Source organism: Pontibacter oryzae (genome assembly GCF_003576375.1).
GTDB classification, from domain to species: Bacteria; Bacteroidota; Bacteroidia; order Cytophagales; family Hymenobacteraceae; genus Pontibacter; species Pontibacter oryzae.
Genome location: NZ_QWGE01000002.1, coordinates 257,929 through 272,423 on the forward strand (window position 1 = coordinate 257,929; position 14,495 = coordinate 272,423).

The 14,495-nt window shown below is 45.2% G+C and carries 12 protein-coding genes; 8 read left to right on the forward strand and 4 right to left on the reverse strand.

All coding sequences use genetic code 11. From position 1 onward, the window contains the following. Nucleotides 1-80: 80 nt before the first annotated feature. The 5 genes from D1627_RS05965 (at nucleotide 81) to D1627_RS05985 (ending at nucleotide 4,147) form a co-directional block, all read left to right on the forward strand. Complete coding sequence (locus D1627_RS05965; protein ID WP_119431325.1) at nucleotides 81-1,031, forward strand: acetyl-CoA carboxylase carboxyltransferase subunit alpha; 951 nt, start codon at nucleotides 81-83, stop codon at nucleotides 1,029-1,031. 132 nt (nucleotides 1,032-1,163) lie between these two features. Further along, nucleotides 1,164-2,006 carry an MBL fold metallo-hydrolase gene (locus D1627_RS05970; protein WP_119431326.1) on the forward strand — a complete coding sequence of 281 codons (843 nt, stop codon included), beginning with the start codon at nucleotides 1,164-1,166 and terminating at the stop codon, nucleotides 2,004-2,006. Between the two features lies 1 nt (nucleotide 2,007). Next, nucleotides 2,008-2,778, forward strand: a complete 771-nt coding sequence (locus tag D1627_RS18640; RefSeq protein ID WP_119431327.1) for a patatin-like phospholipase family protein — start codon at nucleotides 2,008-2,010, stop codon at nucleotides 2,776-2,778. 179 nt (nucleotides 2,779-2,957) lie between these two features. Continuing rightward, complete coding sequence (locus D1627_RS05980) at nucleotides 2,958-3,497, forward strand: autotransporter outer membrane beta-barrel domain-containing protein (RefSeq protein ID WP_158607151.1); 540 nt, start codon at nucleotides 2,958-2,960, stop codon at nucleotides 3,495-3,497. 98 nt (nucleotides 3,498-3,595) lie between these two features. Continuing rightward, entirely contained in the window at nucleotides 3,596-4,147 is a 552-nt protein-coding gene (locus D1627_RS05985; RefSeq protein WP_119431825.1) for a 1-acyl-sn-glycerol-3-phosphate acyltransferase, read from the forward strand. A 77-nt stretch (nucleotides 4,148-4,224) separates the two neighbouring features. Here the strand turns inward: D1627_RS05985 and smc are convergent, their stop codons facing one another. Next, nucleotides 4,225-7,761 (reverse strand): chromosome segregation protein SMC, encoded by a 3,537-nt coding sequence (smc, locus tag D1627_RS05990; RefSeq protein ID WP_119431329.1) that lies wholly within the window; start codon nucleotides 7,759-7,761, stop codon nucleotides 4,225-4,227. A 141-nt stretch (nucleotides 7,762-7,902) separates the two neighbouring features. Here smc and D1627_RS05995 point away from each other — a divergent pair, with 141 nt between their 5' ends. Continuing rightward, on the forward strand, nucleotides 7,903-8,409 hold the full coding sequence (locus D1627_RS05995) for a hypothetical protein (RefSeq protein ID WP_119431330.1): 507 nt from the start codon (nucleotides 7,903-7,905) through the stop codon (nucleotides 8,407-8,409). A 7-nt stretch (nucleotides 8,410-8,416) separates the two neighbouring features. On the opposite strand, the gene D1627_RS06000 is transcribed toward D1627_RS05995, so the two are convergent. The 3 genes from D1627_RS06000 to pckA all read right to left on the reverse strand — a co-directional run bounded on the left by D1627_RS06000 (nucleotide 8,417) and on the right by pckA (nucleotide 11,566). Beyond that, on the reverse strand, nucleotides 8,417-9,079 hold the full coding sequence (locus D1627_RS06000; protein ID WP_119431331.1) for a DUF4159 domain-containing protein: 663 nt from the start codon (nucleotides 9,077-9,079) through the stop codon (nucleotides 8,417-8,419). A gap of 10 nt (nucleotides 9,080-9,089) precedes the next feature. Further along, the gene (locus D1627_RS06005) at nucleotides 9,090-9,806 is read right to left on the reverse strand and encodes a 16S rRNA (uracil(1498)-N(3))-methyltransferase (RefSeq protein ID WP_119431332.1); all 717 of its coding nucleotides are present in this window, start codon (nucleotides 9,804-9,806) and stop codon (nucleotides 9,090-9,092) included. A 143-nt stretch (nucleotides 9,807-9,949) separates the two neighbouring features. Next, on the reverse strand, nucleotides 9,950-11,566 hold the full coding sequence (gene pckA, locus D1627_RS06010) for a phosphoenolpyruvate carboxykinase (ATP) (RefSeq protein ID WP_119431333.1): 1,617 nt from the start codon (nucleotides 11,564-11,566) through the stop codon (nucleotides 9,950-9,952). Between the two features lie 709 nt (nucleotides 11,567-12,275). On the opposite strand from pckA, the gene D1627_RS06015 reads away from it, so the two are divergent. Further along, nucleotides 12,276-13,721: a peptide MFS transporter gene (locus tag D1627_RS06015; RefSeq protein ID WP_119431334.1), complete on the forward strand. Its 1,446-nt coding sequence runs from the start codon at nucleotides 12,276-12,278 to the stop codon at nucleotides 13,719-13,721. Nucleotides 13,722-13,885: 164 nt separating this feature from the next. After that, nucleotides 13,886-14,494 (forward strand): hypothetical protein, encoded by a 609-nt coding sequence (locus tag D1627_RS06020; RefSeq protein ID WP_119431335.1) that lies wholly within the window; start codon nucleotides 13,886-13,888, stop codon nucleotides 14,492-14,494. The last annotated feature ends 1 nt before the right edge of the window (nucleotide 14,495 follow it).

Consider the following 14,495-nt stretch of genomic DNA (forward strand, 5'->3'; position numbering starts at 1 on the left):
TGGTGCCGGATAAATTTCTTCTGTTGTTACGTGCATAACTGGAAAAGCTTAAATTTGTATTCCAAACAAGCGAGAAAACTATGCTTTTAGATTTCGAACAGCCCATTGCTGCCCTCGAAGGCAAGCTTCAAGAAATGAAGAAACTGGCAGATGATAGCCAGGTAGACGTAACGGAGGCAGTAAAGGCCCTGGAAGAGAAGATCAAGAACCTGAAGAAGGAAACGTACGCCAACCTGACCCGCTGGCAGCGCGTGCAACTGTCGCGCCACCCAGAACGGCCTTATACGTTGGATTACATACACGGCATCACGGATAAGTTCGTGGAGCTGCACGGCGACCGCACAGTGAAAGACGATAAAGCCATGGTTGGCGGCTTCGGTGAGCTTGACGGCCGCAGCGTAATGTTTATCGGCCAGCAGAAGGGGCGCAACACCAAGCAGCGCCAGATGCGCAACTTTGGTATGGCTAACCCGGAAGGCTACCGCAAGGCGCTTCGCCTGATGAAGATGGCTGAGAAATTCAACAAGCCTATCGTAACGCTCATCGATACGCCGGGTGCATTCCCGGGCTTAGAGGCCGAGGAGCGTGGCCAGGGCGAGGCTATTGCACGTAACCTGAAGGAGATGTTCATGCTGAAGGTTCCTGTGATCTGTATCATCATCGGAGAGGGCGCCTCAGGCGGCGCACTGGGTATAGCCATCGGCGACCGCGTGATGATGCTGGAGAACACCTGGTATTCCGTAATTTCTCCTGAGTCTTGCTCATCCATACTTTGGCGCAGCTGGAACTACAAGGAACAGGCGGCTGAGGCGCTTAAACTTACGGCTACTGATATGCTGCAGAATAAGCTGATCGACGGCATCATTAAAGAGCCACTGGGCGGCGCGCACTTGGATCCGGATAAAATGATGCGTACGCTTAAAAAGGAGCTGGGTAAGCTGCTGGACGAGCTTGAAAGCATGAGTGCCGAAGAGCGCATCGACCAGCGTATCGACAAGTTTTCTAACATGGGCGTTGTGCTGGAAGCATAACATAACCTACCAATTATAAAGTATGAAATGAATTAGCAGCAGGAGCAATGGCTTTTGTAGCTAATTCATTTTTGTTTCCAGCCCCGAATGCCTTACTTTTAAGTAAATTACCATACTATAAAGCACAGCACTATGAAACTCCATGTTATCGATACAGGTTTTTTTAAGTTAGACGGAGGCGCCATGTTTGGCGTGGTTCCTAAAGCGCTTTGGCAGCGTACTAACCCTGCCGATGAGAATAACCTGTGCACATGGGCCATGCGCTGTATGCTTATCGAGGATGGAAACCGGCTGATACTGATTGATAACGGGATTGGAGACAAGCAGGACGCCAAGTTCTTTAGCCATTATTACCTGCACGGCGATGCCTCGCTGCAAAGCTCGCTGAAGCAAGCTGGTTTTGCCCCAGAGGATATCACCGATATGTTCCTGACCCACCTGCACTTCGACCATTGCGGCGGCGGTGTAAAGTATAAAAATAGCGCGGGCGCATTAGAGCTTGTATTTCCTAACGCTACATACTGGTCTAATGCCGACCACTGGGAGTGGGCCACCAAGCCAAATGCACGCGAAAAAGCTTCTTTTCTAAAAGAAAACATACTTCCAATGCAGGAAAGCGGCCAACTTAAGTTTGTAGACCCCACACAACCTTCACCATTTCCGCAGTTTGATATTTTTTATGCTGATGGGCACACCGATAAAATGATGGTGCCGATCATACCTTACAAGGGCAGGAAACTGGCATACATGGCTGACTTGCTTCCCTCTGTAGGGCACATACCGCTGCCTTACGTTATGGGCTACGATACGCGCCCGCTGCTGACTCTGGATGAGAAAGCACAATTCCTGAACCGTGCTGCCGACGAAGAACTAGTCCTTTTCTTTGAGCACGACGCCGTAAATCAATGCTGCACCGTTCAGCACACCGAGAAAGGTGTTCGTTTGAAGGATACGTTCAGCCTGTCAGAGCTATAGTATGCGGGTTGGGTTAGTTTTATCCGGCGGTGGTGCCAGAGGAATCGCGCACTTAGGTGTACTTAAAGCACTGGATGAGCAGGGCATCAAGATAAGTATGATTTCCGGGGTGAGCTCAGGTGCAATAGCAGGTGTGCTGTATGGCTTTGGATACTCACCGGATGAGATACTAAGAATGCTGAAGGAGCTGAGCGTGTTTCATGTAGTAAGGCCTGCTTTTGGTAAAATAGGCCTGTTGCACTTGGAAGAAGTTGAAAAACTGTATTGCAAGTATTTAGGGGCAAACCCACGATTCGAAGATCTAAAAATACCTGTAGTTGTGAGTGCCACCGAGATGAATGAGGGCGTAACAACTTATTTCTCGGAAGGCGAGCTAATTAAGCCGCTATTAGCTTCATCTGCCGTACCTATACTTTACCAGCCTATTCAATACCAAGGCAAAACGCTCAGCGACGGCGGCCTGATCAATAACTTGCCGGTAGAGCCCTTGCACAATAACTGTGATGTGAAAATTGCAGTGCATGTTAACCCCATAAACCACCAGGCCAGTGTTACTACGTTGCGCAGTATGATCGAGCGCACTGTGTTGCTGGCCATTAACAACAATGTAAAGCTACGCTTCCAGCAATGCGACCTGTTGCTAGAGCCACAAGACCTGCGGTACTATCGCCTTACCAATTTCAGAAAAGCAGACGAGATATTTAACATAGGGTATAAATATGGTATGCACATGGAGCGTCATATCAAACTCCTTGTGAATAAGAGTTTTTGATTTCATGCTTAAATCTTGATAAAAGTTGTTATTTTATAATTAACTGTTCTTTTATTTCGTACAAGTATGGAAAAGTAATATTTTTAGTGCGAAGAATACTTTTATTAAATATCGTTTTTATACTTCACTGCTTACCGCTTTATGCTCAAGAAAACCGAAGTTTTCTGATTCAAGCCAAAGTGAAGCATGGCTCTATACTTATAGGCGGCAACTTAGATGCAGCAATCTATAAAACTACTAAAGAGCTTAACCAACCCATTGCGCCAGAAGAAGGAACTAACATTGTTGCTAACCTCAACTTCAAGAGTGGTTATTTTATACAACACGATTTTGCAGTAGGCTTGGCACTTGCCCTGAACCATGAAAGTTATAGCGTTACAGTAGATAACGAAAAGGAGCGGTTCAGAAGGACATTCCTCTTGGGTGGGCCTTTTACGCGTTATTACCTCGATAACGGATTTTTTGGAGAGCTTGCTTTAAAGGGCGGCTTGCTGAATTTTTCGTCAGGTGATAAAACAAATTTGTTTGAAGGCTCTATAGGAGTAGGGTATGCCTTCTTTATCAACGAAAAAATAGCCTTTGAGCCCATGCTTTCCTTTCGCTATTACCGGGAGTGGGATAGCAGCGGAGCCAATGTAACGCTGGGGCCGCTGGTAGGGCTGGGTATTCAGGCATATCTTCTGCGCAGAACATCACATATCATTAAAGAGGCCTTGTAAAACAACGGGGAAGTACGTAACTATACGTTTTAATTCGGCAACCTAACATAAGCTAAATCCGGTTTATGTTTTTGCAGGCATCAATCCAAAAAAAATCAATGATTGCAGAGTTTATTTCTAAGCTTTTCTTTAAGGCTACCGGCTGGAAGCTTAATGGCACCCTAACAGCGGATAACCGCAGATGCGTGATGGTAGCAGCGCCACATACCAGCAACTGGGATTTTGTATATGCGCGTGCGGCATTCTACCTCATGGGCGCTCCCATACGCTATACGATTAAGAAGGAATTTATGCATTTCCCATTTGGGGGGCTACTGCGGGCTATGGGCGCTTTACCCATCGACCGATCCAAGAATACCCGCATGGTTGATGCCATGATCAGAATATTTGAGACCACCCCCGGCGACATGTGTGTAATGGTGACCCCGGAAGGCACCCGCAAGTACCAGCCGCGCTGGCGCAGAGGATTTTATTATGTAGCCTTGGGTGCGAATGTGCCTATAGTATTAGGATACCTGGATTACGCTAAAAAAGAAGCAGGCATAGGGCCTACTATTTATCCGAGTGGAGATATTGAGGCGGACATGGAAAAGATCATGGCTTTTTACCGAACCAAAACTGCCAAGTATCCAGAAAACGGCGTACGCTAAAACTAAATAAATACTTGTATAAACAGAAGCGGCCTTAGGTTATCCTAAGGCCGCTTCTGTTTATACAAGTATGATAACTAGGCTATCTGGCGCAAATCCACCGGAATCACTCGTGAGATACCGGCTTCAATCATGGTAATGCCATACATAACGTCCGTAGAAGACATGGTGCGCTTGTTGTGCGTCACGACGATGAACTGCGAATCGTTAGAGAACTTACGAATGATGTTGTTGAACTTGTCGATGTTGGCATCATCCAGCGGGGCATCAACCTCATCGAAGATACAAAACGGTGCCGGCTTAAGCAGGTAAATAGCGAAGAGCAGGGAAATAGCCGTCAATGTTTTTTCGCCGCCTGAAAGCTGGTTGATCGTGAGCGGACGCTTGCCTTTTGGTTGCGCCATAATCTCAATCTTAGAGTCTAACGGGTTCTTCGGGTCAGACATCACTAAGTCGCAATTATCCTCGTCGGTGAACAGGCTACGAAATACAAGCTTAAAGTTGTCCTTAATCTGGTTGAAAGAGTTCATGAACTTCTCCTTTGCAACCGTGTCAATCTCATTAATTGTGTCGATCAGGGAGTTTTTGGCATTAACCAAGTCATTGCGCTGTTCAGTTATAAACTTGTCGCGTTCTTCGATCTCAGCGTAAGCTTCTGCTGCCATGGCATTAACCGGGCCCATCTTATCTAGTTGTGTCTTAACCGTGTTAATGTGCTCGCTCAGTTCTTCGTTTGATAAAGGTATAAGCAGCTCTTCCTCTGGTACCGGGCTGGCAAAATCATCATCCGAAATGTTGAACTCTGCGGCCAGGCGTTCTTTTACGGCAACCAGTTTCAACTGGGTATCCGTTTTGGCTTGCTGCATGCGCATCAAAAGCTCATCGGAGTTCTGGCGCTTGCGTTGCATCTCACGGATAATCTGCTCTTTATTGTCTAGCTCGCCGCGGAGCGTAAAGTATTCCTTCTCTATCTCCTCTAATGCATGGGCATACTCTCGGCGCGCCTCATTCATACTTTCAACCACTTCCTGGTTATCCTCTACGAACGTGTCTGCCTCGGCTACCTCTTGCTCAGATTTATGCATCTCCTGCTTCAGGCCCTCAATGCGCTCCTGGTTGGTTTCAACTGACTTTTGCTTGTAGCTTATTTCCTGCTGCAGGCTGGCAAAACGGTTCTTAAGTTGGTGGTACTGGATATTATGCTGATTGTACCTGCCCGAAATTACAGCGATTTGTTCTTGCTGATGCTCAAGGTTGGAAGTATAAACCGCTATCTCTTCCTCCAAGCGTTGCAGTTCTTTCATATCTGTCTCAGCCTGCGGCGATACCTCCATACTTTGCTCACGCAGTTCTGTCAGGCGCTCGTGCAGTTCGTCGCGTTTCTGGTCGAAGTTGCGGATGTTTTGCTGGTGCTGCTCGTGTTTGATGCGCACGGTTAGCAGGTCCTGCTGCAGTTTGCTAACTTCTTTCTCCAGGCCTTTGATCGTTTCTTTCTCCGATTCGTTGCGGTGGTTCTGCAGGATCTGGTTTTGCGTGTTGATGCGGCTTTGCATCAGTTCTACTTGCTCCTGAAGAGCTTCAACTTCCTCGGCAAGTTTCTCCAGGTTTTGTTTTCGGCCAAGGCGGTTTCCGTCGAACACGCCAACCGAGCCACCCGAAAGGCTTAATGGTTTACGAATGGCGCTGCCATCCTTAAGTATGATTGTTTTGTACTCGCTGCTGTAAAGCTCTTCCTCCGAGTCGTCGGTGATGTACACGTTGCGTAGCATGTACTTCATCAGGCTGCTATACTTTTTCTCTGCCGAAACTACTTCATAGGCTGCCTGTAGGTTGCCCTCGCTATACGTGGCAGTCGGTTCCAGCTCTTCAATCTCTGAAAGCACAATAAAGTTTGCACGCCCTTTATTTTCGTCTTTCAGCAAGCTTATTGCTTCTACGGCATCCTGTAACTCATCCACTACAAAGTAGTTCATGTACTGCTCCAGATAGCTTTCGATAAGTGGCTTGTAATCAGGCTTGCAAGCAAGTATGTCTGATAGGAGAGGGGCAGGCTTGCTCCAACTGTCGGATTTGCTTAGGAACTTGATCGCTTCCGGGAAGCCTTCCATATTCTCGACCAGCGATTTGGTGAGAGTATACTGGTTCTGCTTGGCATCAAGGGTTCTGTTTAGCTCCACAAGCTGCCCTTTTAGCTCTTCTATGGCACTTTCAGTGGATTCTATACTTTCCTGAAGGGTTTCTTCCTTTGCCTGTAGTCGGACAAGCTCAGAAGTACGTTCTTCAAGGTTTTGCTGAGCTTCCTGCAGCTGCTCCTGCAGTAAAATTCCATCTTCGTCGGCATTTAGCTGCTGTTGTTGCAAACGCTCCAACTCCTGGTTTATGTTCTGAATCTGAACCTGACTGATCTCCAGGGATTTATTCAGCTGATATACTTCATTTTGCTTGGCTTTCTGCTGCTGTACCAGTTCCTGGTACGTGTCCTGCAGCGTTTCCTTTTGCTCATTGGCCTCCTGCAGTTGCTCCTTCATTTCGGAAACCTGCTCTTCGGCTTCCGCAAAGGTATCCTGCACTGTCATCAGCTCATCACGCAGCTCAAGTATACTTTCCTGGGTATGCTCCACGTTGGCTGTATCCTGACTGATTTGCTGGCGCAGTTGCTGCATGCGCTCTTTCAGGTAGGTGCTGCGCTCTGATTTGAGTTTGATATCGTTCTCCAGCTGGCGCAGTTTTGCAGTTTGCACCTGCATGGTCCGTTGCATTTCAGAAAGGCGCTCCTGTGTTTGGTTCAGTTCTTCCTTTTGGTCAGCGATAGCTTCCTCGGAAGTACTTACAGACTCAATGTATTGCTCCTTTAGGCTGTTTTCCTGCTGTACATCCTGCTCTAGGCGCTCCAATGTTTGCTGAAACTGCGAAATGTTGCGACGGGCAAATTCCAGGCTGTGCTTCTTGTAATCGTCTTTGAGGTTGAAATACTTTACAGCTTGCTTGGCCTGGCGCTCCAGCGTTTTCATGTTCTTGCCAATCTCGTGCAGTACGTCTTCTACACGCTCCAGGTCAGCATCGGTTTCCTCCAGCTTTTTTAAGGTCTGTTTTTTTCTAACCCTGAACTTAGAAATACCGGCAGCCTCCTCAAAGAGTAAACGGCGCGAGTTTTCCTTGTCGTTCAGGATCTCGTCTACCATTTTCAGCTCGATGATGGCATAGCTGTCAGAGCCGATACCAGTATCCAGGAAAAGCTCATTAATATCTTTAAGGCGGCAGGTCACACCATTTAGCATATACTCACTGTCGCCGTTGCGGTAGTATTTACGCGTTACGGTTACCTGCGAGTACTCTGTTGGAAGTATGCCTTTGTTATTGTCGAAGGTGATGGATACTTCGGCCATTTGTACCGGCCGCCGGGTTTTGGAACCGTTAAAAATAACGTTTTCCATCTTGTCAGAGCGCAGGTTTCTGGTTTTCTGCTCCCCCAACACCCAACGTATGGCATCTACAATGTTAGACTTACCACAGCCGTTAGGCCCAACAATACCTGTAATTCCGTTATCGAAGTTTATCACGACACGGTCGCCAAAACTCTTAAACCCTTTAATCTCTAATTTTGAAACTTGCATGCGTATGCCAAGAAATACTTTATTCTAATCTCAAAAATAAGATGTTTTTTCGATCATACAGCGCTTGCACGGGTATAATTAAATGCTATGAGGGAGAATTCGGCACTAAATTTTTACTATATTTGGTAAGACCTTGATACTATGGACGATTACAAAATAATTATTTATATACTGGCTGCGGCTGCTTATTTTTTGATAACTCAGTGGCGTAAAGCTTTTAAGAGCGATACTGATACCGATGAGCGGCCTCCTAGAGAACAGCAGACGTATCGGGAGCAACCGCCTCGCCCCGTAACTTCTTTTGAAGATATATTGCGCGAAATGCAACCCAAGGCTAAAAGAGCTACACAGGAAGCCAGAGAGCGTGTGCAGGAAGCTGTAACTCAAACGATACCTACGGTAGCAGCTACAACTACGCAGAGCAAGTATAAATCTTATGAAGGGCCAGCACCTAAAGTTCTCTCGTGGGAGAAACCGGCTGAAGCCCTAGAAGCTGCTAAACGCTCTAGGCTGCATCGCGAGAAAAGCTTTGATGCCTATGAGAGAAAACGGCGCGTTAGCAGTAAGTACGCTGAAATACTTAAGAACCCTACTACAGCGCGCGATGCTGTAATTTTATCAGAGATATTCAACCGAAAGTATAAGTAAGACTCTTTTATTCCTGGGTAAGGGCAAAAGTTACAATATTAGCACCCATACGCAGGGCTTGTTGCCTTATTGGCTCTGGGTCGTTGTATATTTCCTGATCTTCCCAACCATTTCCTAAATCGGTTTCGAAAGTATAATAGCATACTAGGCGGCCTTTATAGATCAATCCGAAACCTTGCGCCGGCTTGTTATCATGCTCATGCACCTTGGGTAAGCCGCGCGCAAACGTATATTTTTGCCGGTAAATCGGGTGGTCAAAAGGTAGCTCAACAAATTCAAGCTCTGGAAACACTTTTTTCATTTCCTTCCGGATGAATTTATCAAGGCCATAGTTATCATCGATATGCAGAAAACCGCCGCTTATCAAGTAATTACGCAGATTTTGGGCTTCTGCATCTGAAAAAACGATGTTACCGTGGCCCGTCATGTGTACAAAAGGGTAACTAAACAACTCCGGGCTTCCGACCTCAACCACAGCTTCCTGAGGAGCGATATTCATGTTCAGGTTCTGATTGCAGAATTGAATGAGGTTAGGCAACGCAGTTTTGTTAGCATACCAGTCTCCGCCACCGTTATACTTTAGCTTAGCTATTTTAAAGCCGAAGGTCTGTGGATAAGCTGTGGTTGCTAGTATACATAGGAAAAAGATGGGCAGAAGCAAGCGTTTCATAAGCAGCGTTTTATAGTGGCGCGTAGATATCGTTGAGTACGTGCAAGGTATGGCATGCAACAAGGGCAGCCGTTTCGGTGCGCAACCTGCTCTGGCCCAGTGTAACCGGCTTGATACCTGCTTCATAAGCAGCGGCAATTTCGGTTGTAGAGAAATCTCCTTCCGGTCCGATCATAACACAGTGCGGTTTCCCGTAACTAAAGTGCTCTTTAATACTTTTAGTTGCATCATTTTCAAGGTGAGCGATAAACGTATGCTGCGGAAGGCTTTTTTTTATGAACCGATGAAATGGTGTCATGTCGTGCAAAAGTGGTAAATACCCTTTTTGAGACTGCTTCATGGCGCTAACGGCAATTTTCTCGAGGCGGTCAAGGCGCAGGTTCTTACGTTCAGAGTGTTCGCAAAGCAAAAATGTGATTTCGCTAACGCCAATCTCTACGGCTTTCTCTACAAACCATTCCATACGATCCATGTTTTTAGTTGGCGCCACCGCAATATGCGACACATAGGGAAGCTTGCCATATTCAATCTGTTTCTCAACTACTTGCAGCTGGCAGCGCTTGTGATGCGCATCTTGAATGATAGCCGTATATTTTCCGCCGTTACCGTCGACTAAGTACACTGTATCACCGTGATTTAAGCGCAATACGCGAGTACAGTGCTTAGATTCCTCCTCACTTAAAGTATAAATCTCAGTTTTAATATCCGGGGTGTAAAATAAGTGCACGTTAAAGTCTGGTTAAGGGTTTAAGAGCCGCTAGTGTGCTCATCTCAAATTATACGAAAGTACAGAATTTGTGCTTTTATAGAAATAAAAAAGCCACTCTACAGTACTGTAGAGTGGCTTTAAGCTTATAATAATTACCTGAGTTAATCTATAGTCACTTCAACTTGCGGGGCCCCAGCCATAATTTCATCGTTGGCGTCATCGGCATACTTTTGGAAGTTTCTCACAAACTTAGAGGCAAGCTCTGTTGCTTTCGTATCATACTCTTCTTTGTTATCCCACGTGTTGCGTGGGTTCAGAATTTCAGATGGAACCCCAGGGCAGCTATTTGGCATCTCTACACCAAAAATAGGATGTTTAGTAAACTCGACATTAGCAAGCTCCCCGTTTAGAGCGGCAGTAATCATGGCACGGGTAAATGGCAGCTTCATGCGGTGGCCTACACCGTACGGGCCTCCGGTCCAGCCTGTATTTACAAGCCACACGCTTACATCATTCTCTTTCATTTTCTGGCCTAACATTTCAGCATACTTGGTCGGGTGCAAAGGCAAGAATGCTGCGCCGAAACATGCTGAGAAAGTTGTCTGAGGCTCTGTGATGCCCACCTCAGTTCCAGCAACTTTAGCCGTGTAACCTGAGATGAAGTGATACATAGCTTGGCTGGAATTTAGCTTGGAAATTGGAGGTAGCACTCCAAAAGCATCCGCAGTAAGGAAAAATATGTTTTTTGGTATATCCGCTATGGATGGCTCAATAGCATTGTCAATATGATTGATAGGATAGGCTGTACGCGTGTTTTCAGTTACAGAGCTATTGGTATAGTCAACCTCTCTCGTGCCTGGAGCGAAGCGAGTGTTTTCTACGATAGCGCCAAACTTGATTGCGTCCCAAATTTGGGGTTCTTTCTCGTGCGTCAGATCAATAACTTTGGCATAGCAACCACCCTCAAAGTTAAATACGCTGTTCTTTGTCCAGCCATGCTCATCGTCACCGATAAGGCCACGGTTGGGGTCTGCAGAAAGCGTTGTTTTGCCTGTTCCTGAAAGCCCGAAGAAGATAGCGGTATCCCCGTCTTTGCCAACATTTGCTGAGCAGTGCATAGAAAGTGTGTTGCGCTCGTGAGGGAGCAGGTAATTTAATACCCCAAAAATACCCTTCTTCATCTCGCCGGCATACCCTGTGCCACCAATTAGAATCATATTCTTAGTGAAATTGATAATGGCAAAGTTCGATTGGCGGGTTCCATCTATGCTTGGGTCAGCTTCGAACTCTGGGGCGCATAAGATGGTGAACTCTGGTGTGTGATTCTTGAGTTCTTCAGGAGTCAAGCGCAAGAACATGTTGTTGCAGAAAAGGTTATGCCATGCTTGCGTGTTTACTATGCGTAGGTTGAGGCGGAACTCTGGGTCAGCGCCTGCATAAGCGTCGCGTACATATAGCTTTTTATCCTTTAGGAAGTTGACCATTTTCTCATGCAGCTGGTCAAACTTATCGGAGTCAAACGCGATGTTTATATCACCCCACCACACAGAGTTTTCTGTTTTGGCATCTTTTACAATAAAACGGTCTTTGGGTGAGCGGCCTGTAAACTTTCCAGTATCACACATCAGGGCGCCTGTACTTGTTAAAGTTCCTTCATTGTTCTTAATAGCTTCTTCCACAAGTTCGGCAGGGCTAAGGTTCCATAGTACCTCTTTTGCCTCAGATATGCCGATGCTTTCCAGCCCCACTGCATTAGTTTTATCTCCAGATACTTTCATTGAAATTTTTGGGTTTGATTGATATATATAGGTTATAACGGAACTATGATGCAAAAATAGAAAAAATAGTATATCGCTATCAGCTTAAGCGAATATTATGTAGATATATAAAATTTTGGTTAAAGGCCACTCATGTTTAAATTATATAATGCAGTTGTGATAGGGTGGTCGATTTAATATTATAAAATCATTTATAAGCAATCGTTATACAGCTTTCTGTTGTATTTTTACACGCTGTTATTAACATGTTTCTTTATGTTTTATTATGAAAAAAATATAAGTTAAAATAATAGGTGATTAATTACTTATTATTTTGCTCACACGCTATTATAGAGCCGCACAAATTGAGTTAAAACATGTTGTAACGCGCTTCTGCATTGATTTAGCTAAATCTTACACACTTACCGGATTCTACGGAATCCAGTTGCCTTGGTTCATGCTTTGCCAGCGAAATGCACACAGACTTATTGCGCTAGCAGCAGCTATTAAATAGCAGAATGATTGCTTCAACAAAAGGGGTGTTATTTATTACTACTTAGCCAATAATGGAACGCTTAACTCAGAGTAAGCATTAATAAATTACGTCTGAACTGTTTAAACCGCGATTTGGCAAGAACATAAGGCAGGTTAAAAAATTTGTTTTCCTCAGACCATAATCGTATTTTTAATTTTAAATGCGGAAACCGTTCATAGTAATTTAATCTAACTTATGTCAAAATCTCAGAATATTTCTGGAGGGAGGGCCCCTGGTTTCATTGATAACCAAGGTACATTATTTGGGCATCCCAAAGGGTTAATGGTACTGTTTTTCACAGAGATGTGGGAACGCTTCAGCTACTATGGTATGCGTGGCATCCTGGTGCTGTTTCTGGTGTCTAATACAAAAGGCGGCTATGGCTGGACCAGTGAAGAAGCCCTGAAGCTTTATGGTATCTATACGATGTTAGTATACCTAATGTCTATACCTGGTGGTATTCTGGCTGACAAAGTGCTTGGCCAAAAGAAAGCAGTTATTATTGGTGGTTTTACACTGGTGGCAGGCCACTTGCTTATGGCTTACCCTCCGGAGTGGGCTTTCTATACTGCACTTTGCTTAATTGTGGCAGGTACAGGCTTGCTAAAGCCAAATATCTCCACAATGGTTGGAGGGCTTTACCAAGAAGGCGATAGCCGCCGCGATTCTGGTTTTACCATCTTCTACATGGGTATTAACCTGGGCGCTTTACTCGCCTCCCTTATTGTTGGTTATGTTGGCGAAACTTATGGCTGGCACTATGGATTTAGCCTTGCCGGATTCGGTATGATATTAGGCCAGGTTGTGTTTATATGGGGCCGCAAGTACCTTCACGGGGTTGGTAACCTTACCAAAGACGAGCCTAGTGAAGATAAAATATTCACTAAAAATGAACAAGGCGCATCACATGGCGGCTTTTTGGGGTTCAACAGAAACGAGTGGGACAGAATTTTCGCTATCCTGATTTCATTTGTGATTGTGCTCGTGTTCTGGGCCTCTTTTGAGCAGGCAGGTGGCCTCATGAACCTCTACGCGCTTCAGTACACTGATCGCTTTGTGTTTGGATGGGAAGTGCCTACAGCTTGGTTACAAGGCTTAAACTCCTTCTTTATAATTACTACAGGTGGTATTGTGGCAGCGCTTTGGATTGCGCTTGCTAAGCGCGGTAAAAACCCGCCATCAATCTTTAAAATGGGCTTAGGCTCTGCCATACTTGGTGTAGGCTTTATCTTTATGGTGTTTGCTTCTATGCAGCGCAACTCTTCTGCCGATGGTTTGTCATCGTTGCATTGGCTAGTATTTGCATACTTATTCCATACTTTGGGTGAGCTTGCATTATCACCGGTGTCGCTTTCATTTATCACAAAGGTGGCCCCTAAGCGCATTGTGGCATCTATGATGGGTTTATATTTTGCCGTAACCGGTTTAGGTAACTATGTAGCTTCCTGGATTGGTATCTGGGCGGTACGTCTGGGTGAGTTGGAAATCTTCATGTATATCGCTGGTTTCACTATCTTCCTTGGCATTCTGCTTATGATACTTACTAAGCGCATAAACAAGCTAACGCATGGCATGGAAGACCAAAAGAATGGCGAAAAAGAGGCTCAGGCCGGACAACTGCTGGAAGCTGAGATGAGCTAGCCGATACTATCAAAAATATTCAAAAAGGCCTCGTGCGGAACTCCGTACGAGGCCTTTTTGTTTGAAAATCTTATATATTAGTACGCATGATTATTTGTTACAATAATTCCTGCTTTTAAATAATTCTATAAGATCAATTTTTAGCCAAATTATACTTTTAGCCAATGCTCTTTTATTTAAAAAAGCGCCTGAATGCGCTAGCAGTGCTGCTTTGTACTTTACTGGGCGCATGCAACACTATTGCCGAAATTACCCCCAAAGCAGCTGAACCTGGCATTGTTGATTTAGCAGTTGTGTATACTATTGCTAAGGGAGGACATTATTCAGATAAAAATACCTATAAGCAACTTAATGCCACAAGCCTTAAATTCCAGGTGCTTTTTGATAGTTCGGCTGTTTATACTTCTAAAAGCCCCAATAACCAGGGTGACATAAATAAGCTGTATGGTTTTTCGGATTGTGGGTCATTTCACCACGTAAACAGCGCAAGGTTTGGCTGGCGATGGTATAACAATCGCTTAGAATTATTGGGTTACACGTATGTAAACAAGCAGGTTAAGTATGAGTTGATAACCGAAGTAGCCATAGGTGAATCTATACTTTGTGAACTGAACGTGGAGGAGGAGCAGTATCGCTTCACTGTTGGAGAAAAGGAGGTAGTTTTGCCGAGAGCCTGTAGCGGCTCAGTCAATGGCTATCAGCTGTACCCATACTTTGGCGGCGACGAAACCGCCCCGCATGAAATAAAAATAAAGATTGCAGAAGTTGACTAAC

What these genes read in the sequence shown, in the direction of transcription:
- D1627_RS05965 (WP_119431325.1), top strand. Translation starts at nt 81, where the DNA reads ATGCTTTTAGATTTCGAACAGCCCATTGCTGCCCTCGAAGGCAAGCTT.
- D1627_RS05970 (WP_119431326.1), top strand. Translation starts at nt 1,164, where the DNA reads ATGAAACTCCATGTTATCGATACAGGTTTTTTTAAGTTAGACGGAGGC.
- D1627_RS18640 (WP_119431327.1), top strand. Translation starts at nt 2,008, where the DNA reads ATGCGGGTTGGGTTAGTTTTATCCGGCGGTGGTGCCAGAGGAATCGCG.
- D1627_RS05985 (WP_119431825.1), top strand. Translation starts at nt 3,596, where the DNA reads ATGATTGCAGAGTTTATTTCTAAGCTTTTCTTTAAGGCTACCGGCTGG.
- smc (WP_119431329.1), bottom strand. Translation starts at nt 7,761, where the DNA reads ATGCAAGTTTCAAAATTAGAGATTAAAGGGTTTAAGAGTTTTGGCGAC.
- D1627_RS05995 (WP_119431330.1), top strand. Translation starts at nt 7,903, where the DNA reads ATGGACGATTACAAAATAATTATTTATATACTGGCTGCGGCTGCTTAT.
- D1627_RS06000 (WP_119431331.1), bottom strand. Translation starts at nt 9,079, where the DNA reads ATGAAACGCTTGCTTCTGCCCATCTTTTTCCTATGTATACTAGCAACC.
- pckA (WP_119431333.1), bottom strand. Translation starts at nt 11,566, where the DNA reads ATGAAAGTATCTGGAGATAAAACTAATGCAGTGGGGCTGGAAAGCATC.
- D1627_RS06015 (WP_119431334.1), top strand. Translation starts at nt 12,276, where the DNA reads ATGTCAAAATCTCAGAATATTTCTGGAGGGAGGGCCCCTGGTTTCATT.
- D1627_RS06020 (WP_119431335.1), top strand. Translation starts at nt 13,886, where the DNA reads ATGCTCTTTTATTTAAAAAAGCGCCTGAATGCGCTAGCAGTGCTGCTT.